Here is a 25,877-nt window from a genome sequence, read left to right as displayed (position 1 = left end):
CTAGGCCCCCAACAGATAGCGCACCTCGTAGGGCGCAAGTTCAAGCGCACCCGTCAGCTCGACCGTGGGTGCATCGTCGGCAAGTAGGTCGACGAAGGAGCCGTTGAGTTCGCCGGCTCCAAAGGTATAAGGCTCGTTCACGGCATTGACCGCCACGAGCACCGTCGCGTCGTCGCAGGCGCGCTCGAACAGCAGCTGCTTGTTCTGGATCACCACGTTGCGATAGGCACCGTAGTTGAGGGCGCGTGCCGCCGCGTCGTCGGCCGAGCGCAGGTGCGCAAGCTGTGTGATGAAGGCCGTCAGCTCGTTGGGCGCAGGCTCATCGAGCGCAGGGCGCAGCGCCCAGTCGCCATCGGGGACGCCCTTTTCGCCAGCAATTCCCCACTCGCTGCCATAGTAGATGCACGGGATGCCCGGCATGCCAAAGAGCATGCCATAGGCGGGACGCAGGCACGACTTGTCGGTAAGGATGCTCGCCAGGCGCGGCACGTCGTGGTTGTCGACAAACGACAGCAGGTGCTTGCCGCGGTAGATGCACCACGGGTCGCCGCCAAACTGACGGTGCAGCGAGTGGGCGATCTCGAACATGTTGATCGAGTTAAAGCTGGAGTACAGTCCCTTGTAACACTCGTAGTTGGTGCAGGAGTCGAGCATCTCGTCGTTGACGATCTGGTTGTAGTCGCCGTGGAGCGTCTCGCCGATCAGCACAAAGTCGGGCTTGAGCTCACGGGCAAAGGCGTGCAGGCGGCGCATAAAGTCGCGGTCGAGCATATAGGCGACGTCCAGGCGCAGACCGTCGACGCCAAAGACATCGGCCCAGCGGCGCACGGACTCGAGCAGGTAATCGACCACGGCGGGGTTTTGCAGGTTAAGCTTCACGAGCTCAAAATGGCCTTCCCAGCCCTCGTACCAAAAGCCGTCGCCGTAGCACGAGTCGCCGTCAAAGCTGATGTGGAACCAGTCCTTGTAGGGCGAGTCCCACTTGCGCTCCTGCACATCGCGGAAGGCCCAAAAGCCGCGACCGACGTGGTTGAAGACGGCGTCGAGCACCACGCGGATGCCGTGGGCATGCAGTGTCTCGCACACGGCGGCAAAGTCGGCGTCCCCACCCAGGCGACGGTCGATGTGGCGCAGGCTGCGCGTGTCGTAGCCATGGCTATCGGACTCGAGCGGTGGGTTGATGAGCACAGCGCCAATACCGAGTTTTTGCAGGTAGTCGGCCCATTGGGCGATTTTCATGATGGGGGCATCGGGGTTGGGCGCGTCGTTGGCAGCCTGGGCAAGCTCATCCTCGGCAACGGGCGCGGCGTTTTCGCGCGGAGCTCCACAAAAGCCCAGCGGATAGATTTGATAGAACGTCGTCTCGTATGCCCACATAGCAACCTCCCGGTAAGCTCAACACAACGACATCCATTGTATGCCCGGCGGGATAGCTAATTTGGGACGGGGCTGTTTTAGCTACCCCGACCCTCTCCTAGGTTGTGATTAGGCGACGGGCTTTGCGCGGCGGATGGCTGGAAACAGCACGGCGATGGCGAGGATCTTGCCAAATAAATGGCACCGCTGAGATGCCGCTGAGCGAATAGAGAGGCGTCCGCATGGGTGGCTATCCTATGATGAAGGCAGCATATTCCCACACCTGACCTACAAAGGTAGTTGAACGATGGCAGACATTAAAATCAAGATCGTCAGCAATCCATATCAAAAAAATGTTCGGTTCTACCGATGGGATAACGGCTGGCAAGAAATAACGACCTCCTCAAACCCCAACAGCGCACTCCATAGTACGAAGATCGTTAACGGATTCTTCCCCTTTAAGGCCGAAGAGATCATCGACATCCTCGCCAAAGAGTTTGGTGGTGGCGACAAAATTGAATTGCATTTCGAAGGCGCCGATGACGAATGGCAGGAATTGCTCGCCATCTGCACCGAAGGGCCACGTGCCAACACATACGAGGTCATACGAGACGAGCGCTATCTATCAAACGCCCGTGACGTCTTGCCGGAAATTGTCGAAGTCTTCAGAGAAATCCAGGGGCTTGTAGACGAAGCAGTCTCCGAGCGAACAAAAGTCTCTGAGCAAATTAGGAAGTTCACCGATGTCTCGAGCGACATCATCCCGCTGTGTGTGCTCGGCAACTATAGTGCAGGCAAATCGACGCTCATCAACGCCCTCATTGGCATGGAGATCCTTCCCAGCGGCGACGAGCCTGTAACGGCCCGCATATTTCAAATCAAACGTTCAAAAGACCGAGATCGCGCGATGGTTCAATTCTCCTGTGGCAACAGGCGGTTCTTGCTGCGCTTTGATCTTGATGGCCTCATGGAAAACAAAGAGCTTGTGGGGGAGCCCCTATACGACAAGATCGCGGCCAAAGTCGCCGACTCCATGCCCGGCATGGCCTCTCATATGAACAGCGTCCTCAAGGTTCTTAACTCATACCATGCCGATGAAGACGACCGGACCATCTCCGATCTGATCAGAATCGAAGTGCCCTTTAGCGATACCGATCCATGGCCTCACGACAGGGAGTTTGTCATCTTTGACACCCCGGGGTCAAACTCTGCCTCCAACGTCGATCACGCCCGAGTGCTCAAACAAGCCATGGAAGGCCTCTCGAACGGTCTTCCCATTTTCGTTGCCGAGTACACCACACTCGACACGAAAGACAACGAGAACCTCTCCAACGAAATAAAGGAGATCCCCGCAATCGATGAACGCTTTGCCATGATCGTAGTCAACAAAGCAGATTCCGCCGACCTTCCCAAAGGCGGATTCGACGATGAAGCCGTCTCGCAAATCATGCGTTGGTCCATTCCGGCCAGCCTTTACGGGCAAGGTATCTACTTTGTTTCTTCCATCCTCGGCCTAGGCTCAAAGAACTCCAGCGAGTTTATAAGCGACAACTATGCCGAAAAATTCGAAGACCAGCAGCGTAAATACACCGATCCGACAAGCCGCTTCTACAAAACGCTCTACCGCTACGACATCCTTCCAGGACAGATCTCGCGCAGAACCAACCGCGAATCCGAGGCTTGCAAGGACCTCCTTCTTGCCAACAGCGGACTCTTTTGTATCGAAAACGAGATACGCCTGTTTGCCGAGCGGTACTCCGCATATAACAAATGCAGCAGATCGGAATCGCTCCTACAAGATATTGTCAGCATAACCGAAGAAGAGATTGCCAATAAGAAAACCGACCTCGAACAAAAGAAAGCACAGCGAGAAGCCGAGCTCGAAGAGGATAAGCGCAATCTCATCAACCAGCTCGAAGACTGCAGAGAGCATGCAAGGCTGGACTCCTCGGCCAGCTATGCCGACGCCATCGACAGGAACGTTTCCGCCGAGCAGTGGAAAACCAACCTTGACACGCTTCAAGCACGTCAAGGCGCCATTACCGAAGACAAGCGAGAGCGCCTCGAATACTCAAAACGATCGAACGCAGCCGCGCAAGCGTTTGACTCAATCGCCCCTAACTTTTTCAATAGGCTCGGCGATTCGATAAAAGGAAGCCCGGCAAACACACAAAAGGACGTCGGCTCTCACCCAACATTTGGGTTAGCGGAGGTTGGCAAAGGCCTTTGTGATGACATCACCGATGCGCTCCAAAAAAGATCCGACGCAAAGGCTGCCGAAAGAACAGCCGACAAAGATGCCGCCGACCAGCTCTTTAACGAGGTCATCAATCACTATGACGAATGTGCCGAGCAAATAGCTCGGACCATCGATGAGCTGTCGCAAAGCTATTGGAAGGATTGTGCGGAGCATAGCCGCGATGCCCTCTATCGCATCGCTACCAGCAGCGACAATCCTCTTTCCGAAGAGAAGCGCCGAGAGGTCGGCGATATCATTCTTAAATATCGTGGCCTCGCGCTCAATAAGACAAAGGGTCCCATTTTCAGCAAGGCAGACTTTACCGAACTGAAGCTCATGGACCGTGTCATCTTTAAATCTGACAAGCTTTTGCTTAGGAAAGTCGAAGACAAATTCAACCGCGAAATCTCACGGTGTTTCTGCGAAGCACGCGCCGAAACAGAGCGCGAGCATACCTACGGCTTTACCGAATGGCTCAACGAGCTGCTCGGCCAAATTACGAGCAATATCACCGACTACAACCCGGTGCTCCATGGCCATGTCGAAGACATCAACAGGCAAACCGCGGAGATCAACGCTCTCGAGGCAAAACTCGAGGCGCTCAATAATCGAAAAGAGTACATTGCGCGCGTCATTAATTGGAAGGAATAGGCTGATCGCATGGGCATCAAAAACGCGATTATGCGCGCTGCCGATAAAGCCGGCAACGCGGTCGCAACCGTCTCGGTACTCAGCAGCTCCCAACTCGATGAGGTCGACAAAAAGCGAACAGCATACTTGTCAGAAAAGCCGAATCCGGCAGACGAGCAAGCTATCGAGCTCACCAATCGGCTCTTGGCAACTGCCGCCGTTGAGCTTCACAACGCCTATCTGCCGCAGCTACGAAATGTATACGCGCCGATTGACCCCTCTATTGAATACCCCACGGGCTTTAACGCCGACAACAACATCCGCTTCATGAATATCACGAAGTGGGTCGTCGACCCCAACGAGGACAGTCTCGAGAAGCTCGTAAATGTGTACGACGTTCTCTCTGACGAAGATTGCAACATTGCGCTGGTTTTTAATCGAACCAGCGCAAGTACCGAGGTATTCCTTGCAGTCGTCAACAGCGACAATGCCCGCGACAACATCGACGCCGATAATTTTTCCCGGCGCATGTCGGATGCCTTGAGGGGCAACTTCCCCGGTTCCGAAGTGGGACCCGCCAACCGAGGCCCCATTCCGTGTCTAGACAATCGACGCTCGTCTTCGGTTGCCGCCGTTTCGAATATTCCGGCCGAAAAGAACGAGAAGTTCGTCACGCAAACCATTGAAAAAGTTCTTGACGGCATTGTGCCTGGCAGGCCGAGCGAAGACTACACTATCGTGCTGCTCGCAACCCCGATCCATGATATCGAATCGCGCAAACTCCGTCTCGCCGAACTTCACTCACTGCTGACGCCCTATGCCTCATGGACGACCAACTATACCTACCACCAAAACGACTCCATCGGATCGTCCGCGACGGTTGGCATCAATGCAGGCGTGAGTGCCGGCAGGCAGGTGGGGAGCAATCAGGCTGTTGCTCAAAACTACAACGAAACGGACTCGACAAACGAGTCGACCTCTGAATCGAGCAACGAGAGCGTAACCGACTCGTCCACATCGACCGAAAGCATCACGGATACGGTCACCGACGGCAGAAATGAATCCTCGAGCGGGAGCGTAAGCCTAGGTGTAGGCGCAGGCGCATCCGCAGGCGTATACGGCGGCGGCAATCTCGGCGCATCCGCAGGCGTATACAGCGGCGGCAATCTCGGCGTATCCGCAAGCCATACCGAGGGCTCGTCACACTCTACATCTACGTCTAAAGGCACAAGTTCATCTACCGGCAAAGCCATATCAAACTCGCTCGGCAAAGCCGTTACCAGCGGCGTTGGCAAGGCTGTCTCTAAGGGAGCGTCCGTAACTTCCGGCGTTTCGCAGGCCGTAAATCTTGGCGCCAACTTTGGCGGATCATTCGCGCGCTCAAGCACGGTCACCGCGACCATCGGCGCCGACGAAGGCATCACACAGACGTTCAAGAATTACTCCATCCAACACGCGCTCGAAATCCTCGAGTTGCAAATGAAACGCTACGACCTCGCCTCGGCACTCGGCATGTGGGACTTTTGCGCCTACGTGCTGTCAGAAGACCACAACGTCGCGAATAACGTTGCCCACACCTACCTCGCCCTCACCCAGGGCAAAGAGTCCTATATGTCTCAGGCTGCGGTAAACCTCTGGCGCGGAGACCTCGGTGAGCAAAGCGCCGACGCTGTGGCAGTCTGTTCCTACCTTCGCGATTTGCGCCACCCTGCTTTTGCCCTCTCCCCCGCCCTGCTCGATCAACATCCAAGTTTTTCGGTTTACCCAGCAACAGTCGATGCAACGACCGCCCTTTCGGGCAAAGAGCTTGCCTACTCGCTCAACTTTCCCAAGAAATCCGTCCCAGGGCTGCCCGTTATCGAGTGTGCCTCTTTTGGACGCAATGTCTCAACGTTCGATGGCACGCAGCCCCAACAAGGCCTTTGCATAGGCAAGGTTTTCCATATGCATCGCGAGGAGCGCATTAGGACGTTCCTGTCAAAAGACTCACTTGCCTCGCACACCTTTGTTACGGGCAGCACCGGCGCAGGAAAGACCAATACCGTCTGCCGCATCCTCGATCAGGCGCTCGATCAGCAGGTCAACTTTCTTGTCATTGAACCTGCCAAGGGCGAATACAAGGACGTGTACGGGGGCCGCGAAGACGTAAACGTCTTTGGAACCAATCCAGAATTCACACCGCTCCTGCGCATCAATCCTTTTAGCTTCCCGTCCGGCATCCATGTGCTGGAGCACCTCGACCGACTCGTTGAGATCTTTAATGTTTGCTGGCCCATGTACGCCGCCATGCCCGCCGTCCTTAAAGACGCTGTCGCCAGGTCATACGAAGACTGCGGATGGGATCTTGCCGCTTCTGATAACCCGTATGGAGCCGATCTCTTTCCCTGCTTTGCAGATGTTGCCCGCAACGTCCGCGAGATTCTCGACTCCAGCGAGTACGATGCCGAAAATAAAGGCGCCTACAAGGGGTCGCTGCTCACGCGTCTCAACTCGCTCACCAACGGGCTCAACGGCATGATGCTTTCGTCGAACGAAGTCGATGCTAGCGTGCTTTTTGACGCCAACACAGTCATCGATCTATCGCGCATTGGCTCCGCCGAAACAAAATCCCTACTCATGGGTCTTCTTGTACTCAAACTTCAAGAACATCGCATGGCCGAGAAAAAGGGCATGAACCAGCCGCTTCGCCATCTGACCGTGCTTGAAGAGGCGCACAACCTGCTTAAGCGATCGTCGAGCAACCAAGGCTCGGAGAGCGGCGACCTGACAGGCAAGAGCGTCGAGATGATCTCAAATGCCATCGCCGAGATGCGCACATACGGCGAAGGCTTCATCATCGCCGACCAGGCGCCCGGCCTTCTCGATATGGCAGCCATTCGCAACACAAATACCAAGATCATCCATCGCCTGCCCGATCTTTCGGACCGCGAGCTCGCCGGTCGCGCTGCCAACCTCAACGACCAACAGATCGTCGAGCTGGCACGCTTGCCTAAGGGCGTTGCGGCCATTTACCAAAACGATTGGGTTGAGCCGGTGCTCTGCAAGATCGCCAAAGCAGAGGATGGCGAGCACTTTACGTACAGCCGCCCCATCGAAGACACCACAGACAACCAACACGATGACGCTCTTTCCGTAGCGCGTATGTTGGCATACGGCATCAGCATTGGAACCGAGGCGGAGCTGCATAGCATTCGCGAACGGCTCGATCGCCTCCATATCGGCTCATCCACAAAGGTCAGTATTCTGCGCACCGCTCAAAACCCGCCCAACGAACCGCACATGACCAAGCTGGCGCCCATTATGAGCGCGCTGTTCCCCGATGTCGTCAAAACGGTCGAACGTGAGCTCAAGAGCAGCAATGAAGCCGAGCAATTGACAAGAGCGGCAGAAGCGGCGCTCGGGGCTTCCATCAACCGCGATATCGACAGCCGCACCAGGCAGGTCATCATTCAGGGCATCATGACCGATGTCTTGTGTCTGCAAATGCAAGATACCCAAGCATATTCCGATTGGCACAACTGGAACGAGAATAGCGAGGTGAGCTAATGACATTTAAGCTAATGGAGTTCACGCAAATGAAAATCGACGAACCCAAACCAGGCGATAAACTTGGGTTCAATCCCGATAAACTCATTGGCCCCGAATCAAAGGAAACCAAAACAGAAGTTAGCGATATCGACCGAGCGGACCACATCAATCCTGACAAATTGATTGAATCCTCAGTGGAATCGTGTGACTACCCTTCTACTTATGAGGAACGGCTGGACCGTACACCGACCATGGAGAATCCCAATGGCAAATGGTCGGGCGATCGAGGGGAGTCGATGTTTGTTCCCACAGTCGATAGGGTTTGCGAGATTCTTCGAAACAAAGGTCTTGAGGGCATCAATTACAGGGATGGAATTCCTGACTTCAACCCTATCTCTGAGGCGAAAGTAACCATACAAGGCATGAGCCAGCATAGGCTTTCGCAGATTGGCGAGAACGGCGAGCGCATTGTCGGCAACTATGAAAAGGCAGACATTGAATGCGCAAAAGCTTGGAACCTTGAGCAACGCGATGGCAAAGAAGACTGGACCAATAAAGACGTCAAAAAATGGCGCGTGGCAAACGGGTACACCTGGCACGAGCACAATGACATGAAAACGTGCTACCTTGTTCCGACCGAAGTTCACGACGTATGCAGGCATCTCGGCGGCGTAAGCGAAATCAAAAATATACTGAATCAGATTGGCGGCTTCGATGACTAACAGCATAAATCTGTGGGGCAGGGATTTCTCGCTCCCCGTCTATTACGAGTGCGACTCGGACCAAGGCGTCCTCGACATTCAAAAGGAAGCAAAGGACGCCCTGCTTGCAAGCTGGGATATCGTTGAGGACAGCAAGGAAGCGATCGAAGATTATTGTCTCGAAAGAGACGGCGATCAGATTGAGGGCCCCATTACAAACATCTTTAGATACGTTATTCCGGCCAGCATCGTGGTACTTCGAAGCGATGATGCTCGCAAAGCAGCGCTCATGTGCAACTATCGCTTTGACCCCGAACACGGACTTGCTGCGGTATTTGAGAACGAAAAACTTACAGCCGTCGTCCCCCAAGACGAGCTCTAGGTCGATCATACGCAGACAGAAAAACGAAAACCGAGGCCACTCCAGTACATACCGGAGCGGCCTCGGCCTCTTTTACGTATGCTCCGCGAGGTAGCTAAAATAGCCCCGTCCCAAATTAGCTACCCCAGCCCCTTTCTAAGTTGCGGTGAAATAGGGACTGTTTGCCTGGTTTATTGGGCCCAGCAGTCCGTATTCCACCGCAACTGATGAGGAAACGTGATTAGGCGACGGGCTTGGCGCGGCGGATAGCTGGGAACATCACCGTGATGGCGAGGATGACGCCCACGACGGCAATCGCCCCGCCCACGAAGCCGATCCAGGCGATACCGGGGCCCGAAACCACGGCGCCGCCGATCGCGGTGCCCGTGCCGATACCCAGATTAAACAGGCCCGAGAAGATCGACATGGCGACAGCCGACGAATCCGCGGGCGTGTACTTGATAAGCTCGGCCTGGAATGCCACGTTAAAGGCCGTGGCGCAGCAGCCCCACAGCACGCAGACGGCAAGCACTGCTGCGAGCGACGATGCGGCCGAACCTATGAGCAGCAGGGCCGCTGGCACGCCGGAGAGCGTGATAGCCAAAAACGGGAAGCGGTGCCCGTCGAACAGGCGGCCAAACAGCCAGCTGCCCACCAGACCGGAGCAGCCAAACGCCGTCAGCGTCATGGTAATGGCGCCCGCGTCGACGTGCGCGACCTGCGCCAGGAAGGGCTCGATATAGCTGTAGCCTGTGTAATAGCCGGTCGCCATAAAAACCGTGACCGCGTAGAGCGCGATGAGGAACGGGCTCTTGAGCAGCTCGGGCAGCTGTTTGACGGCAAAGCGCTCTCCCGCCGGCATGGCCGGGAACACCGCGGCCTGGTACACCACCGCGGCGGCAGAAAAGGCCCCGACCACGGCAAACGTCATGCGCCAGCCCACGGCCAGGCCGATGGCGCGGCCGATCGGCAGGCCAAAGATCTGTGCGATGGACGAGCCCGTGGCGATCATGCTGATGGCGAGCGCCCCGTGACGGGCGTCGACCAGGCGCGAGGCCATAATCGAGGCGACCGACCAGAACACGGCATGTGCGCAAGCGACCACCAGGCGTGCGCAGACTAAAATAGGATAGGTGGGCGCCACGGCGGACAGGAACTGACCCAGAGAGAACACGGCGAGCACGCCGAGCAGCATACGCTTGAACTCAAAGCGCGAGGCAAACACCATAAGCGGCAGCGACAGCAGCATGACGCCCCAGGCGTAGACCGAAATCATGATGCCTGCCTGGGCCTCGGTGAGCGAGAACGACGCGGCGATATCAGTCAGAAGGCCGATGGGCATGAACTCCGATGTGTTGAACACGAACGCGCAGCAGGCGAGCCCGATAAGCGGGAGCCACTGCTTGAGCGAGATGCCATCTTGTCTTGCCTGAGTCATGTAGGAAACCTCTCCGATTGTCTTGGGCGGTGGGCGATTATATAGCAACGGCCCCGCATCCGTCAGCACAGATGCGGGGCCGCAATCAACTCAATACACAGAGGTTGCGCCGTCAATAAATAGCTAAGCCAACCCCAGCAATATGCCCGCCGAATGCACGACAAACGCCACGATCCAGGCGACCGTCACCTGAAACGCGAACACGGCAACGGCATAGCGCGCGCCCAACTCGCTCTTGACGGCACCGATTGCCGCCACGCAGGGCGGGTACAGCAGCGTAAAGACCAAGAACACGTAGGCGGTAAACGGCGAAAACATGGTCGACAGCGCCGCGGGTGACGTTGCATCCAAAAGCACGGTGAGGGTCGAGATGACGCTCTCCTTGGCGATAAGTCCGGTGACGAGCGCCGTGGATGCACGCCAGTCGCCAAAGCCAAGCGGCGCCAACGCCGGCGCGATGATGCTACCCAGACCGGCAAGTAGACTCTGCGACTGATCGGCGACCACATTAAAGCGGATGTCAAACGTCTGGAGGAACCAGATGACCACAGTGGCGGCAAAGATGATGGTAAAGGCCTTGGTAATAAAGTCCTTGGCCTTATCCCACGCCAGCATCACCGTCGTCTTGATGCTCGGCAGGCGGTAATTGGGAAGCTCCATGATAAACGGCACCGGGTCGCCCTTAAATGCCGTGCGGTTGAGCACCAAAGCCGCGATGCAACCGACCGCAATGCCAATCAGATAGAGCGAGACCATGGCTGGGACCGTCGCCTGCGGGAAGAATGCTCCGCACAGCAAGCCGTAAACCGGCAACTTGGCCGAGCAGCTCATGAACGGTGTGAGCATGACCGTCATCTTGCGATCATGCTCGGATGGGAGTGTACGGGTCGACATGATAGCCGGCACGGTGCAGCCAAAACCGACGAGCATGGGCACAAAGCTGCGGCCCGACAGGCCAAAGCGACGCAGCACCTTATCCATGACAAAGGCCACGCGCGCCATGTAGCCGGAGTCTTCCAGAATGGAGAGGAACAAGAAGAGCACGACGATAATCGGCAGGAAGGTCAGCACGCTGCCCACGCCCGTAAGCACGCCGTCGACAGCCAGCGAGCGCACCACGTCGTTGGTTCCGAACGCCTTGAGACCCGCATCGGCCGAGGCGATGATGACAGCGATGCCGTCCTCCATAAGTCCCTGCAACGCCGCGCCGATCACGCCAAACGTCAGCCAAAAGACGAGGCCCATGATCACCAGAAACGCCGGGATGGCCGTGTAGCGACCCGTCAGGATGCGGTCGATCTTAACGGAGCGCACGTGCTCGCGGCTCTCGTGCGGCTTCACCACGCAGCGCCCGCACACGTCGCCGATAAAGCTAAAGCGCATATCGGCCAGCGCGGACAGGCGGTCGGTGCCAGCCTCGCCCTCCATCTGGGTAATGATGTGCTCGATAGCGTCAAGTTCGTTGCGATCCAGGTGAAGTGCCTCGGTCACCAGCTCGTCGCCCTCAACCAGCTTGGTCGCCGCAAAACGCACCGGAATGCGGGCCGTCACGGCATGGTCCTCGATCAGGTTGGCAATGCCGTGGATGCAGCGATGCAGCGCACCGCCGTCCGGGCCATCGGGCGCGCAGAAGTCCAGGCGACCCGGGCGCTCGCGGAACCGCGCCACATGCAGAGCGTGATCCACCAGCTCGCCGATACCCTCGTTGCGGGCAGCGCTAATGGGGACAACAGGCACGCCCAACAGGCTCTCGAGCAGGTTGACGTCCACGGCGCCGCCGTTGGCCGTCACCTCGTCCATCATGTTGAGCGCGATGACCATGGGGCAGTCGAGCTCCATAAGCTGCAGCGTCAGGTAGAGGTTGCGCTCGATATTGGTGGCATCGATGATGTCGATGATGGCGTCGGGATGCTCGTCAAGGATGAATTGACGGCTGACAATCTCCTCGCCCGTGTACGGCGACAACGAATAAATACCGGGCAGGTCGGTAACGCTCGCCTCGGGGTGGTTACGGACAGTACCGTCCTTGCGGTCGACCGTCACGCCGGGAAAGTTACCAACATGTTGGTTGGAACCCGTCAGCTGGTTGAACAGCGTGGTCTTACCGCAATTTTGGTTGCCGGCGAGGGCAAAGTGCAGCGGCGCGCCCTCGGGCACGGCCGTTTTTGCCGCGCGGGGCGAATACGTCCCCTCACCGAGCGCCGGGTGCTCCGTCGTGCCGATTGCGGCGTTAACGCGCGGGCTCGTATCGGTGTCGTGAATACCCACGAGCTCAATGCGAGCAGCATCGTCTTTGCGCAGCGTCAACTCGTAGCCACGCAGGCGAATCTCGAGCGGGTCGCCCATGGGGGCGTACTTCATCATGGTGACTTCGGTGCCCGGCGTTAAGCCCATGTCCAAAATATGCTGTCGGAGTGCCTGATCGTCCGATGCCACCGATGCGACAACGGCGTCCTTCCCAATCTCGAGTGTATCGAGCTTCACGTCCGTGTTCCTCCCCCGACGCCCACAGGGCGTTGCATTTATGTTCACCATTGCTAACCGTTTGCCATGGCTAACCAATTTTAACCATGCATGATAGCGCGAACATACAGCGACGTTCAATCAACAGATTGTTGCAATGGGGACAGATCGCTTTGCCCAATAGATGCGATGCGGAACAACCAGGCGCGGGAGGGGATTCCGGGACACGGTTTCCCAGACGGCACCCTTTCGGAAACCGCACCCCACTATTCAGGCGAATTCCGGGATGCAGTTTCCCGATGGGGGCTCCTGGGGAAACTGCATCCCACTCCGAAACGCTAAAACGGGATGGGCTTTCCGACTGAGGTCTCTAGCGGAAACTGCGTCCCGGAATAGGCGCTCAGACTGGGACGTATTTTCCCGATCGAGCCCCTCGAGGAAACTGCGACCCGGAATCTGTGCCCGAAACGGGACGTGGTTTCCCCGAGGACCGAAACAGCCGCCCGCCCCTCGTCAAAATCATCCGCTTTCCTCCGTTGTATGCGGATCATCCAAGGAGTGTCCCAGAGTGCCAGCAATAGGAACGTCCCCAGCTGCCGGCAGCATTTCACCACAACTGCAAAAACCCGCGCAGGCAACAGTAGTCACCTGCGCGGGTTTAGTGGGCGCTCACAAAGGTACGTTACAGAGGCCCACGTCAGTTATGGATTACCGAACGGCACCGGCACGCGATGCCTCAGCCGGCTTGCCAAGCGATGAAGCTTACCGAAGTCCTAGACAATCGGCGCAATGCCGGCAAAGTGCAGATACAGCGAAATGATTGCTACGATAATGACCACCGCTGCGATCAGCTTGTCGTGCAGATGCGGAAGCACCGGCTTACCGCGACCTCGCTCGCCCAACATATAGACGGGAATGGCCGGAGCAAAAAGAATCGTCGTGATCATAACGCCCTGAAGACCCGTCGACCACACCAGGAACAATGTGTAGATGAAGCCGAGCGTACCGAAGAAGCGGGCTTTGCCGACGCTGGGCGCATGCGGCCCGTCCAGATGCTCGTTCTTCCAGCCAATCACCATGTAATAGGCAGCCGAGCAGACATACGGAACCAGAATCGTGTTGACTGCGCAGCTATAGAAGAACTGGTAGGTGCTCGCCGCCACATACGACACGATCAAGAAGAGCTGCGTGATGCCGGAGCTCACAAGAACCGTTACCACCGGGGCGTCGTGCTTGTTCGTCTTGGCAAACGCCAGAGGGAAGGATCCCTGGCGCGCCGCCTCGAACGGCGTCTCGGACGCAATGATGACATAGCCCAGCAGCGCGCCGACCAGCGAAAGGATAACGCCAAGGTTTACGATGGCAGCGCCAACCGGACCGATTGCGCACTCGAGAATTCCCGCCATGGAGGGCGTTGCGAGCTGCGCCATCTCCTCGCGCGGCATAATGCCGAGTGACAGCATCGAGATGATCAGATACAGCGTAAATACAGCCGCAAATCCGAGCGCCGTCGAGCGGCCGACGTCACGCACGTACTTTGCACGGCCCGAGATAACGACAGCGCCCTCGATGCCCGTGAAGACCCAGACAAGGGCGATCATGGTCGAGACAACCTGCTCGCCAAAGCCAGGACCAGCCGGCTCTCCCCAGAAGTTGTCCATAAAGATATCGACGTTGAACTTACCCAGGAGCACGATGCTCAGCACAAAGAGCCCCAGCGGCACCAGCTTCGCCAACGTGACGATAGTGTTAATGCCCGCAGCCTCCTTAACGCCACGAAGCACAAGGACGGTAAGGAACCACAAAAACGCGCTGGCGCAGACGATGGAAAGCAGGTTGTTGCCCGCGCCAAACGCAGGGAAGAAATAGCCCAGCGCGCTAAACAGCAAGAGCGCAAAGCTCACGTTGGAAAGACATGCGCTGATCCAGTAGCCCCAGGCGGAGTTGAATCCAATGTAATCGCCAAAACCAGCCGCAGCGTATGCATAGATGCCGCCGGTCAGGTCGGGACGAGCCTGAGACAAACCGTTGAACACCATCATCAGCGCAAAGACGCCGATAAAGCAAATTCCCCACGAGACGATAACCGCACCGGTATTTGCCCCGCCTGCTGCCATATCGCCGGCAAGCGAAAAGATACCGCCACAAATACTGGCGGTAATGACCATCATGGTCAGACGAAAGAGATCGAGGCCATTAGGGTCGATAATCTCGTCGTTTTGAACTTTAGAGGCCATTGTATGTGCACCCCCTTCATCATGTGATCGAACGAAAGATGACCCGGACGTCCCGAATCGGGTGCCGGGCCATCGGTCAAGCGATCATCAGACTGTTACAGCTATCGCGTTAGAAGCGCAGCGACAGGCAAGAAAGGCCGCCGTCGACCTTGCGATACTCGGAGGTATCGACGACGAGCGTCTTGTAGCCCAGATCCTGCACGGCCTTGAGCACGGTCGGATAGCCCTCGGCGACGATGACCGTACCGTTGACCCAGATGCAGTTGGCGCCGTAAGCCTCGTCCTCGGGCACGACGATCTTGTTGTACTGGGCAAAGTCGGGTTTATCGATAAACTCACCGGAAACGAGCATGTTGTTGTCCTCGATGTAGTTGACGCCCGTCTTGAGGTGTAGGACCTCCTCCAGCGGAACCTCGGAACCCTCGAGACCCCAGCCCTCGAGAATCTCACAGAACTGGCGGATGCCCTCTTCGTTGGTGCGAGCGGAGCGACCGACGTAGAAATGGTCGCCGACCATCATGACGTCGCCGCCGTCGAGCGTACCCGGAGAAACGATGTGCTTGACATGCTCGTCGTCAAAGAAGCGACGGACGGCTGGTTCGATCTCGTCCTTCTCGCCGTTGCGGCTGTCGGCACCGGGGTTGGTAATGATGGCGCCGCAGCGAGTGATGACGGCCGGATCCTCGACAAAGCAGCTGTCGGGATACTGCTCGAGCGCCGGCAGCACCGACACGTCAACGCCGCACTGCTCGAGCGCATGCTCGTAATCGTAGTGCTCCTCGATGGCACGCTCGTAGATGGGCTGGCCAAGCTCGGGGGCACTCGTGATGCCATTGCTCAGGGACTTGCCGGGACGACGGATGATGACGTGGCTGAACTTGGTCATGATGATCCTCCTTGGATCTCTTAGCAGAGAGCGGGACTTCTTTGCGCCCGCCTTCCTTTCGATGGCTTTATCTTAAGGCGGTTTTCCTATTTTGTATATTGTATACAATCCTGAACGGTAGGTATTCATCGGTAAGCGTATTCTCACCTATCGGCGCAAAGTAGCGCGATTTAACTGGTCGTTCTATAATTCAACTGAGCTATTCAAGCGAAACGTATTTAATTTTGAAAATATACAGTTGAGGAACACAAGCTCATGGAAACGCTCAGAAGACCCTTGAAGGATCATGTATACGACTATATTTCGAGCCGCATAGATGCCGGCGAGCTTTCGGCTGGCGACCGCGTGAGCGAGCAAGCGATCTGCGATGCCATGGGCGTGTCGCGCACGCCGGTTCGCGAGGCGCTCATTCAGCTGGCAAGCGATGGCTACCTGGACAATCTCCCCCGTCGCGGATTCCGTGTCCGTGGGTTCGATCAACAAAACGCCGTTGAAGTCTTTGAGATTATGGGGCCGCTCGATGGGCAGGCGGCATACCTCGCCTGTCCCCTCCTGACCAAAGAGGACATCATGCAGCTGAAGTTTTTGGTTGGGTCCATGGACCTTGCGATCCAAGGCGGTCTTATCCGAAAGTACGACGACATTCAGCGAGACTTTCATCTGACGTACTTCAACCGCTGCGGCAACGATCGTCTACGCGATATGATTGCGCAGCTCGAGCGCTGCTTTATCAAACGCGATTACGAGACTGTCGATCAAGAGACGGCGTGCAAGCTGCTCGATAAAGCCAATGCCGAACATGCCCATATTCTTGAACTGTTCGAAGCGCGGGACGCGGCGGGCGTGCGCGATTACGTACGCGATGTCCATTGGAACACGGAGAACGCCCAGTTCACCGTTTGGTAGGAAAGCAGCGGGCGGTAGCGGACCAATTCTTGGCACCGCCGCTCAAAATGATTCATTTCCCTCCGTCACCAAGGGATCATTGGTGCAATGGGAGCAGGTTACTTTGCGCCAATAAGTAGGATGCGGAGCAACCGAACGGCGGGACTCCGGGCCGCAGCTTCTCAAACGACACCCTTCCGGAAACCGTGTCCCACTATCCGGGCGAATTCTGGGATGCAGCTTCCCAATGGGGCCCCTTGGGGAAATCGCATCCCGGAATTCACGCCCGAAACGGGATGCGTTTTCCAGTTGAGGCATCTTGCGGAAAATGCATCCCGGAATCGTCGCTCAGACCGGGACGCATTTTCCCGATCGACCCTCTGCGGGAAACTGTATCCCACCTTGAGGGGCAAAACTGGGACGCGGTTTCCGGCCCGGGCATCAAAACGAAGTTGCGGTGGAATAGTTCCTGCTTGGGGCTTTAACCAGCAAAAACAGGAACTATTTCACCGCAAGTTATGAGGGACGGGATGGGGCTGGCCCTCTTACTCTTACAGATGGCGCTCCAGGAAGCGGAAGGCTAGGCGAATCCAAGGGCGAACCGCCACCTGCTTGCCCTCGTTGTCGACCGCGGTATTGGCATTGCCGAGCGAAAGGCCGTGACCGCCTTGGTCAAAGACGTGCATCTCGCAAGCGACGCCCTCCTCGGCCATGCGCTGAGCAAACGGATAGACCTGCGCGATCGGCGCTGTTTTGTCATCGGACACGCCCCACACAAAGGTCGGCGGCATCTGACGCGAAACATGCGTGGTAGGGCAGATATCGGCCAGGTGCTCTTCGGTGGCCTCGCCGCCGGTCACCATCGACAGGTAGTCGTTGAGCAAATCGCGCCCCGTCTTGCCGCCTGTCTTGGGCACGCGCAAGTCGATGCGCGGATCGCGCGTCTGCATGTCGCGGACATAGGCAAAGTCGAGCAATGGATAGCCCAGCACCACGGCATCGGGACGAATGTCGTCCGGACGCGCCCCGGCAAGTGCCGCGAAGGGACCGGTCTTCCACTGCGTTGCCAGCGAGGCGCAAATCATGCCGCCCGCCGAAAAGCCCACAACGCACACGCGCTTGGGATCGACATGCCACTCGTCGGCATTCGCACGAACCGTGGCGACCATCTTGGCAAGATCTGCCTGGGGGTGCGGAAAGCTCACGTCACCCGTGCCACTCGTGACATAGTTGAGAACAAAGGTCTGGTACCCGTGATCCAAAAAGGCAAACGCCACCGGATCTTGCTCATGCGGGGCGATGTGCGTAAACGCGCCTCCGCCGCAGATGATCACTGCCGGGCGACGACCATTGGGCTTGCCGGGCAGCGGTTCGGCCCCCATATAGGTAAACGTCGCCGGATATTCCTCGGTCGGCTCCTCGCCCCACAGCGCATGGCTCTCGACGATCATATATGCTCCCTTCGCGCGATTCATGCGCACGTTATGTATCGCCTTCAAGCGTACCCCACTTGGACGCACGGCATCGAAACGTATCCGCAATAAGTTCCCTTCAACTGATATATCACATAATCCCAGCTCAGGGCCGTCGTTGAGCAGCGTAAAATAGAGACGCTGACCGAGCCGGTAAACACACACGAAACGTTTCCGGCAAAACTACGCGTGCGCCACATGCGCACTTGATACGTTGGAGGCATCTATGGGTCTGCTCGATTCGCTCAAGTCCACGTTCAACTCGTCGGGCGAGGCGTCCGTACCGCCCGCGGCAAGCTTCGCCACCCGCGAAGGCGTCATCTACGCTCCCGTTAACGGTGTACTCGTCAATCTAAACGAGGTTCCCGACGAGACCATCGCCTCGGGTATGCTCGGCCAGGGCTACGGCATCGAGCCCATCACCGGCACCATCTATGCGCCCGCTAACGGCCGCATCGGCGCCACCACCGTCACCAACCACTCTATTGGCATGATCACCGAGGACGGCCTTCGCGTGTTCATCCATGTCGGCCTGGGCACCGTACAAATGAACGGCAAGGGTTTTGCCCGCTTTGTCGAGATGGGCGATGTGGTCAAGGCAGGCCAGCCGCTCATCAGTTTCGACCGCGATGCCATTAAGGCCGCTGGCCACGAGGACATCGTGACCGTCATCATCTCCGAGCTCGATCGTCTTAAGAGCATCGACCATGTCGGCGAGTCTGGAACGCTTATCGGCGGCAACCCGCTCGTCAAGCTGGGCGACCCGCTGCTGGTGGCTAAGACCAAGTAACGAGTCCTGCGCCGTACAGCCAATAGGCAACACGCCAAGCGCCCACGACCATCTGGCCGCGGGCGCTTTTCGTTTGAAAACCGTCCCGTCAATACCTTATCTGTATAGCCCAAATGAGCCGAGCTGCTAGAATATCGAACTGTATGGATAACTATCATTCAACCGCTATGGGAGGATACGTGAACCGCACCAAAATCGCGCAGCTCTATGCCGATTCCGAGTCGCTCGGCGGCAAGGCCGTCACTGTCGCCGGCTGGGTCAAGTCCGTCCGCGACATGAAGAACTTTGGCTTCGTCACGCTCAACGACGGCAGCTGCTTCCGCGACCTGCAGGTCGTCATGAACCGCGAGACGCTCGGCAACTACGACGAGATCGCCCACCAAAACGTCTCGGCTGCACTCATTTGCACCGGCACCGTCAGGCTGACCCCCGATGCGCCCCAGCCTTTCGAGCTTTCTGCCACCTCCATCGAGGTAGAGGGCACGAGCGCCCCGGACTACCCGCTGCAGAAGAAGCGCGCAACCGTCGAGTTCCTGCGTACCCAGCAGCACCTGCGCCCGCGCACCAACCTGTTCCGCGCTGTGTTCCGCATCCGCTCTGTCGCGGCTGCCGCCATCCACCGCTTCTTCCAGGAGCAGGGCTTTGTCTACGTCAACACCCCCATCATCACCACGAGTGACTGCGAGGGCGCCGGCGAGATGTTCCGCGTGACCACGCTCGACCCCAAAAATCCGCCTCTCACCGAGTCCGGAGAGGTCGACTGGAGCCAGGACTTCTTTGGCAAGCATGCAAGCCTTACCGTGTCCGGCCAGCTCAATGCCGAGAACTTTGCCATGGCCTTTGGCGACGTGTACACCTTTGGCCCCACCTTCCGCGCCGAAAACTCCAATACCACGCGCCACGCCGCCGAGTTTTGGATGATCGAGCCCGAGATGGCCTTTGCCGACCTGAACGACTACATGGATAACGCCGAGGCCATGCTCAAGTACGTTCTTAAGGACGTTATGGCCACTTGCCCCGACGAGCTCAACATGCTCAACAAGTTTGTGGACAAGGGCCTGATCGAGCGCCTGAACCACGTAGCCAACTCCGACTTTGCCCGCGTCACCTACACCGAGGCCGTCGAGATCCTGGAGCAGGCCGTCGCCGCCGGTCACAAGTTTGACTATCCTGTCAGCTGGGGCATTGACCTGCAGACCGAGCACGAGCGCTTCCTGACCGAGGAGCACTTTAAGCGCCCGACCTTCGTGACCGACTACCCGGCCGAGATCAAGGCCTTCTACATGCGCATGAACGACGACGGCAAGACCGTCGCCGCCGCCGACTGCCTGGTTCCCGGTATCGGCGAGATTATCGGCGGCTCCCAGCGCGAGGAGCGCCTGGATCTTCTCGAGGCCCGCATCAAGGACCTTGGCATGGCCCCCGAGCAGTACAAGTACTACCTTGACCTGCGCCGCTACGGTTCCTGCAAACACGCCGGCTACGGCCTGGGCTTCGAGCGCTTGGTCATGTATCTGACCGGCGTGGGCAACATCCGCGACGTCCTTCCGCACCCCCGCACCGTGGGCAACGCCGATTTCTAATCGCCACAGCTCCGTCCCGCGCGTTACAGCGTGTCGCACCAGCGCCTCTCGGCAAGCCGAGGGGCGCTTTTTTCAACAGCATCCGTCAGGCTTTTGTCAAGCTTTTGGTCAGCTGATCAGGGCTGTTGAAAACTCGATCCGCCGCTTGCCGACGACTACCGACCACCCAGAGTGCCCTGCGCCCCTCAGCAAACCCCGTGTCCTAGGCTCCGTACCGTCATCACCCAAAAACGGAAAGGACGTGAACGCAATGGCCAAACCCGCTGTTGAGAACTACGAGGCCACGACCAGGGGTGCTGCTTCCATGGCAGCCTATCGCGCTGTGCGCATCCTGCAACTCTTAAGCGAGCATACCGGTGAGGACAAAGCGCTTCCTCCCGATGAGCTGATCGAGCGTCTCGCCCATCCCGACGACCCCGCTCGCATGCCCATCTCGGCAGCGCGGCGCAGTATCCATACCGCGATTTCCGCCCTGCGACATGCCGGATACGAGATTGAGTACAAGCGCGGCGCGGGTTACCGACTTCTCACCCGACCGCTCTCCGACGAGGAAATCATTCGACTCCATGGCATGGTCATGCGCAACCGCTCCACACCCATCGCGACCAGGAAAAGCATAGCGCGCCATCTGGTCGCCATGGCAAGCGCCGACGTTCGCGGCTACCTCGATACGTCCGAGCCGGCACCAAGCGCAGAAGGCAAACCCGCCAAGACCACGCGACCGCCCGCCAAACGCATCGATACCTGCGAGCTCATCGAGCGGGCCATCGACCACGGAACCACGGTGAGCTTTGACATTTCAAGCGTCACGACACATGACAAGATCGAAGTGACGAGGATGACCGTTCGGCCTTTTGCCATCAAACAGCGAGACGGTGTCTCGTATCTGCTGGGAACGGTCGTCGACGGGCACGGCTCCGACGACACCCTACGCACCGTCGAGGTCAGCCGCATGAGAAACGTTAGCACGCGCCTGCTCGACGGCAAGAAGCTCTTTGCCGCGCTGGACGAGGGGGAGCGGCCCGCGCCCGCCGCCTAAGTCTTGCCGTTGCCCGCCAAATCCCCCGCCGTCCATCCGGTTCAGTATTAAAAAACCCGACAGGTTGTTGAAAAAATGGGCATCGGCGCTACTATAGACCCACTTGCACTTTGTTTGAGTGCAGTGTTTCCAGCAATTTCTATACTGGGGGTAATGACATGAACGACATCACCATCAGCCGCAGGAGCCTTCTGGTCTCCGCCGGCCTGCTCGCACTGGCCCCGCTCGCCGGATGCGGCGGCAACTCTGGTTCCGGCTCTGCAGCCGCCGGTTCCGACTACACCATCGGCGTTCTGCAGCTCACTGAGCACTCCGCGCTCGACGCCGCCAACGACGGCTTTGTCAAGGCCATCAAGAAGAGCGGACTCAAGGTCAAGATCGACCAGAAGAACGCCCAGAACGACCAGTCCACGTGTAAGTCCATCGCCGACAAGTTTGTGGGCGACAACGTCAACTTGATCTACGCCATCGCCACGCCTGCCGCACAGGCTGCCGCCGGCGCCACGGCCGATATCCCCATCGTGGGCTGCGCCATCACCGACTACGCCGCCTCCGGCCTGGTCCAGGACAACGACAAGCCCGGCACCAACGTCACTGGCGCCTCCGACCTCACCCCGGTCGCCGAGCAGCTCGAGATGATGCAGAAGGTCCTGCCCGACGTTAAAAAGGTCGGTCTGCTCTACTGCACCGCCGAGTCCAACTCCGACGTCCAGATCAAGGCCGCCAAGAAGGAACTCGACAAGCTGGGCCTGGAGTACACCGATTTCACCGTCTCGAGCTCCAACGAGATCCAGTCCGTCGTCGAGTCTGCCGTGGGCAAGGTCGACGCGCTCTACTCTCCCACTGACAACACTATCGCCGCGGGCGCTTCGCAGGTCGGTCAGATCTGCAAGGAGAACAAGCTTCCCTTTGTGACCGGCGAGGAGGGCATGTGCATGGCCGGCGGCCTGTTCACCCTTTCCATCAACTATGAGGACCTGGGCTACGCCGCGGGCGAGATGGCCGTTAAGATTCTGAAGGGCGAGGCCAAGCCCGAGGATATGCCGATCAAGCACCTCCCGAGCAAGGATCTGGTCGTCATCAAGAACGACGAGATGGCCGAGGCCCTGGGCATCGACCTTTCCGCTCTAGACGAGTAGCGCCATGCGCGGTAACGCAGCTAGGCACGCGCTTGCGCCATAGCTGCGTTATTCAATATCTGAGTCATTGGGGCGAACGCTAAAGACCGGCGTTCGCCCTGCTTGTTTTTGGTAAAACAAAATGTCCGTCCGCTGCTCTTTTATGCATTGGTACCGCTATTATGGAAAATCACGTGTCCACCCTATCCTAGGAGGTATGAAGCATGCTCATTGCATTGCAGGGCGCCGTTTCGCAGGGTGTCCTCTGGGGCATTATGGTGCTTGGCGTGTTTATCACGTTCCGCCTGCTCGACATCCCCGATATGACCTGCGACGGCAGCTTTGCCCTCGGCGGCTGCGTCTGCGCCGTGCTCATCGTCAACAACAATGCCGACCCGTTGCTCGCCGTTTTGGCCGGCATGTGCGCCGGCGCCATTGCGGGCGCGGTCACGGGCATTCTGACCACCGTCTTTGAGATTCCCGCGATCCTCGCCGGAATCCTCACCCAGATCAGCCTGTGGTCCATCAACCTGCGCATCATGGGCAAATCCAACACGCCCATCCTTGCCAAGGGCACCGTGTTCTCGGCCGTCAGCAATATGACGGGCCTGCCGCAGTCCACCGTTGCCATCATCCTGGGCATCTTGCTCGCCGTGGCTATCGTTGCCATCCTGTATTGGTTCTTTGGCACCGAGATCGGCTCGGCGCTGCGCGCCACCGGCAACAACGAGTACATGATCCGTGCCCTGGGCGTCAACACCAACTCCACTAAGATGATCGCCCTCGTGCTCTCCAACGCCCTCATTGGCCTTTCGGGCGCGCTCATCTGCCAGAGCCAGAAGTACGCCGACATTGGCATGGGCACCGGCGCCATCGTTATCGGTCTCGCCGCCATTGTTATCGGCGAGGTGCTCGGCCGCCTGCTGCCCGGCGGTCTCACGCAGTTTAGCGTCCGTCTTGCCTCCGCCGTCTTTGGCTCCGTAGTGTACTTCCTCATCCGCGCCATCGTGCTGCAGCTGGGCATGGACGCCAACGACATGAAGCTGCTCTCCGCCGTGATTGTCGCCGTGGCCCTATGCGTGCCCGTGGTTTGGGAGCGCTATAAGCTCCGCAGCTCCTACACGAAGGGGGATGAGGCAGATGCTTAAGCTCTCGCACGTCAAGAAGACCTTTAACAAGGGCACCGTCACCGAAAAGCGCGCTCTTACCGGCGTCGACCTTACCCTCAACGACGGTGACTTTGTAACCGTGATTGGCGGCAACGGCGCCGGCAAGTCCACGCTGCTCAACATGATCGCCGGCGTGTATCCGCTCGATTCGGGCGTTATCGAGCTCGACGGCACCGACATCTCGCGTCTGAGCGAGTCGCAGCGTGCCAAGTACCTGGGCCGCGTGTTCCAGGACCCCATGCGCGGCACCGCAGCCGACATGCAAATTGCCGAGAACCTGGCACTCGCCAAGCGTCGCGGCCAGCGTCGCGGCCTTTCGTGGGGCGTCACCAAGGCCGAGAAGGACGAGTACGTCAAGCTGCTCAAGCGTCTGGACCTTGGTCTGGACACGCGCCTCAACGCCAAGGTCGGCCTGCTCTCGGGCGGCCAGCGCCAGGCACTCACCCTGCTCATGGCCACGCTCACCAAGCCGCGCCTGCTGCTGCTCGACGAGCATACCGCGGCACTCGACCCCAAGACGGCCTCTAAGGTGCTCAATCTGACCGAGGAGATCGTCGACGAGAACCACCTGACCACGCTCATGGTCACGCATAACATGAACGACGCTATCCGTCTGGGCAATCGCCTGATCATGATGCACGAGGGCCACGTAATCTACGACGTGGCGGGCGATGAGAAGAAATCGCTCACCGTGACCGACTTGCTTCAGAAGTTCGAGGAGGTCTCGGGCGGCGAGCTCGCCAACGACCGCATGCTGCTGAGCTAAACCTACCAAAAAGGGACAGGTTGATTTTGGCAGGTTTTATCTGCGCAGACGTCAAAACCGCCGCAAAGGGACAGGCACCTTTGCGGCGGTTTTCGCATATTATGTCGATAATCCAGCGTCAGCAGGGACCACTGGTTAAGAACTAAGGAAACTGCCATGAGAGGATCTCTTCCTCGTCTTGCTTGACCGCCGCACTCCTTGCCAGCGTACTCGCCGGCGCCCCAGCTTACGCCACCGCGGACGCCCCATCTCAAGCTATCGGCCCGTCCGTTGTGATCGGACGGGCTTTTTGGTGGGTATCATGGTTGAACGATCATGAGGAGGTTTTCCCTACATGGAATTGTTTGAGCCGATTCTTCATTTCTTTGAGCAGTGGTGGGTCCACAACATCATCTGGGCTGGTATCTTGGCGATAGGCACCGCCGTTGCCGCCAAAGTCGTTTCCAAGACGCTGCGTCACCTGCTCAACCGCGACGATAACCCGCTTCCGGCATCGAGTATCTTCATCAACATTGCGCGCGCCGTCATCTGGATGATCGGCGGCAGCTTTATCCTCGACAACTGCTTTGGCATTAACGCAAACGCGCTCGTCGCCGCTCTTGGCGTCGGCGGCATTGCCATCTCGCTCGGCTTTCAGGACACGCTGTCGAACCTTATCGGCGGCATGCAGGTGACCTTTATGGGCATCATCAAGCCCGGCGACAATATCGAGGTTGGCGGCGTTTCGGGCGTGGTCCAGGACATCACCTGGCGCCACACGACCATCGAGGATGCCTACGGGCAGACCATCATTGTGCCCAACTCCAACATCTCCAAGGACACGCTCGTGCATCTGATGCCCTTTGGACGTGTGGCCGTGCCCGTTGTCGTAAAGGATACGTCTAAATGGGCTTCCCTTGACGCGCTGGCAGACGAGCTGACCAGCGCCACCAAAACGGCCGTCTCGCCCATCTCGGGCTTTGACCAGGAGCCCTACGTGCTCTTTAGCGAAATCGGCGACTTTGGCATCAAGGGCAAGATCATCTTTATCGTCAGTGACGACAGCACCACACTCACCGCTGCCGACGCCTGCATCCGCGCTATCGCTCCCATCATCGCCTAAAGCACCACAAAGGGGACAGTGAACTGCCTCCCATTTCTTTGACATCGGGAAATGGGAGGTTTTCATTCGTGGTACCATAGTTCATACAGTTGTTTAAACGACTAAGGGAGCAAA

General features: G+C 58.1%; 18 protein-coding genes. 12 read left to right on the top strand and 6 right to left on the bottom strand.

Annotated elements, in window-relative coordinates:
• Complete coding sequence (locus tag ACTNA2_RS05875; protein WP_441048869.1) at positions 1–1,377, bottom strand: alpha-amylase family glycosyl hydrolase; 1,377 nt, start codon at positions 1,375–1,377, stop codon at positions 1–3.
• 286 nt (positions 1,378–1,663) lie between these two features.
• Between ACTNA2_RS05875 and ACTNA2_RS05870 the strand changes: the two genes are divergently transcribed.
• The 4 genes from ACTNA2_RS05870 to ACTNA2_RS05855 are packed head-to-tail and all read left to right on the top strand — an operon-like array spanning position 1,664 to position 8,836.
• Entirely contained in the window at positions 1,664–4,246 is a 2,583-nt protein-coding gene (locus tag ACTNA2_RS05870) for a dynamin family protein (protein WP_441048868.1), read from the top strand.
• Between the two features lie 9 nt (positions 4,247–4,255).
• On the top strand, positions 4,256–7,771 hold the full coding sequence (locus tag ACTNA2_RS05865) for an ATP-binding protein (RefSeq protein ID WP_441048867.1): 3,516 nt from the start codon (positions 4,256–4,258) through the stop codon (positions 7,769–7,771).
• The gene (locus tag ACTNA2_RS05860; RefSeq protein ID WP_441048866.1) at positions 7,771–8,475 is read left to right on the top strand and encodes an HNH endonuclease signature motif containing protein; all 705 of its coding nucleotides are present in this window, start codon (positions 7,771–7,773) and stop codon (positions 8,473–8,475) included. The genes ACTNA2_RS05865 and ACTNA2_RS05860 overlap by 1 nt, the downstream gene beginning before the upstream one ends.
• Complete coding sequence (locus ACTNA2_RS05855; protein WP_441048865.1) at positions 8,468–8,836, top strand: DUF6985 domain-containing protein; 369 nt, start codon at positions 8,468–8,470, stop codon at positions 8,834–8,836. The genes ACTNA2_RS05860 and ACTNA2_RS05855 overlap by 8 nt, the downstream gene beginning before the upstream one ends.
• A gap of 220 nt (positions 8,837–9,056) precedes the next feature.
• Here the strand turns inward: ACTNA2_RS05855 and ACTNA2_RS05850 are convergent, their stop codons facing one another.
• From ACTNA2_RS05850 to ACTNA2_RS05835, 4 genes are all read right to left on the bottom strand, one after another.
• Positions 9,057–10,253 carry an MFS transporter gene (locus ACTNA2_RS05850; RefSeq protein ID WP_441048864.1) on the bottom strand — a complete coding sequence of 399 codons (1,197 nt, stop codon included), beginning with the start codon at positions 10,251–10,253 and terminating at the stop codon, positions 9,057–9,059.
• A gap of 123 nt (positions 10,254–10,376) precedes the next feature.
• Entirely contained in the window at positions 10,377–12,788 is a 2,412-nt protein-coding gene (feoB, locus tag ACTNA2_RS05845) for a ferrous iron transport protein B (RefSeq protein ID WP_441042017.1), read from the bottom strand.
• Positions 12,789–13,489: 701 nt separating this feature from the next.
• Positions 13,490–14,953 (bottom strand): basic amino acid/polyamine antiporter, encoded by a 1,464-nt coding sequence (locus ACTNA2_RS05840; protein ID WP_441048863.1) that lies wholly within the window; start codon positions 14,951–14,953, stop codon positions 13,490–13,492.
• A 109-nt stretch (positions 14,954–15,062) separates the two neighbouring features.
• Entirely contained in the window at positions 15,063–15,839 is a 777-nt protein-coding gene (locus tag ACTNA2_RS05835; protein WP_117583089.1) for a dimethylarginine dimethylaminohydrolase family protein, read from the bottom strand.
• A 276-nt stretch (positions 15,840–16,115) separates the two neighbouring features.
• Between ACTNA2_RS05835 and ACTNA2_RS05830 the strand changes: the two genes are divergently transcribed.
• Positions 16,116–16,745 (top strand): GntR family transcriptional regulator, encoded by a 630-nt coding sequence (locus tag ACTNA2_RS05830; RefSeq protein ID WP_441048862.1) that lies wholly within the window; start codon positions 16,116–16,118, stop codon positions 16,743–16,745.
• A gap of 530 nt (positions 16,746–17,275) precedes the next feature.
• Here the strand turns inward: ACTNA2_RS05830 and ACTNA2_RS05825 are convergent.
• Positions 17,276–18,175: an alpha/beta hydrolase gene (locus ACTNA2_RS05825; RefSeq protein WP_441048861.1), complete on the bottom strand. Its 900-nt coding sequence runs from the start codon at positions 18,173–18,175 to the stop codon at positions 17,276–17,278.
• A 247-nt stretch (positions 18,176–18,422) separates the two neighbouring features.
• On the opposite strand from ACTNA2_RS05825, the gene ACTNA2_RS05820 reads away from it, so the two are divergent.
• The 7 genes from ACTNA2_RS05820 (at position 18,423) to ACTNA2_RS05790 (ending at position 25,763) form a co-directional block, all read left to right on the top strand.
• Positions 18,423–18,986 carry a PTS sugar transporter subunit IIA gene (locus tag ACTNA2_RS05820; protein WP_441032162.1) on the top strand — a complete coding sequence of 188 codons (564 nt, stop codon included), beginning with the start codon at positions 18,423–18,425 and terminating at the stop codon, positions 18,984–18,986.
• A 179-nt stretch (positions 18,987–19,165) separates the two neighbouring features.
• Positions 19,166–20,569, top strand: coding sequence for an asparagine--tRNA ligase (gene asnS, locus ACTNA2_RS05815; RefSeq protein WP_441048860.1), 1,404 nt, complete (start codon positions 19,166–19,168; stop codon positions 20,567–20,569).
• Between the two features lie 250 nt (positions 20,570–20,819).
• Positions 20,820–21,608: a hypothetical protein gene (locus ACTNA2_RS05810; RefSeq protein ID WP_441048859.1), complete on the top strand. Its 789-nt coding sequence runs from the start codon at positions 20,820–20,822 to the stop codon at positions 21,606–21,608.
• A 158-nt stretch (positions 21,609–21,766) separates the two neighbouring features.
• Complete coding sequence (locus ACTNA2_RS05805; RefSeq protein ID WP_427747699.1) at positions 21,767–22,747, top strand: ABC transporter substrate-binding protein; 981 nt, start codon at positions 21,767–21,769, stop codon at positions 22,745–22,747.
• A gap of 203 nt (positions 22,748–22,950) precedes the next feature.
• Positions 22,951–23,874, top strand: a complete 924-nt coding sequence (locus tag ACTNA2_RS05800) for an ABC transporter permease (protein ID WP_427718394.1) — start codon at positions 22,951–22,953, stop codon at positions 23,872–23,874.
• Entirely contained in the window at positions 23,867–24,661 is a 795-nt protein-coding gene (locus ACTNA2_RS05795; RefSeq protein WP_441048858.1) for an ABC transporter ATP-binding protein, read from the top strand. The genes ACTNA2_RS05800 and ACTNA2_RS05795 overlap by 8 nt, the downstream gene beginning before the upstream one ends.
• Positions 24,662–24,995: 334 nt before the next feature.
• Entirely contained in the window at positions 24,996–25,763 is a 768-nt protein-coding gene (locus tag ACTNA2_RS05790) for a mechanosensitive ion channel family protein (RefSeq protein ID WP_441048857.1), read from the top strand.
• Positions 25,764–25,877: the final 114 nt, after the last annotated feature.

The sequence above is a fragment of the Collinsella sp. HCP28S3_E9 genome, from assembly GCF_052065455.1.
In the GTDB taxonomy this organism is placed as follows: domain Bacteria; phylum Actinomycetota; class Coriobacteriia; order Coriobacteriales; family Coriobacteriaceae; genus Collinsella.
Note: the sequence above shows the minus strand (reverse complement) of the source record. Positions and strands in the feature narration are given on the sequence as shown.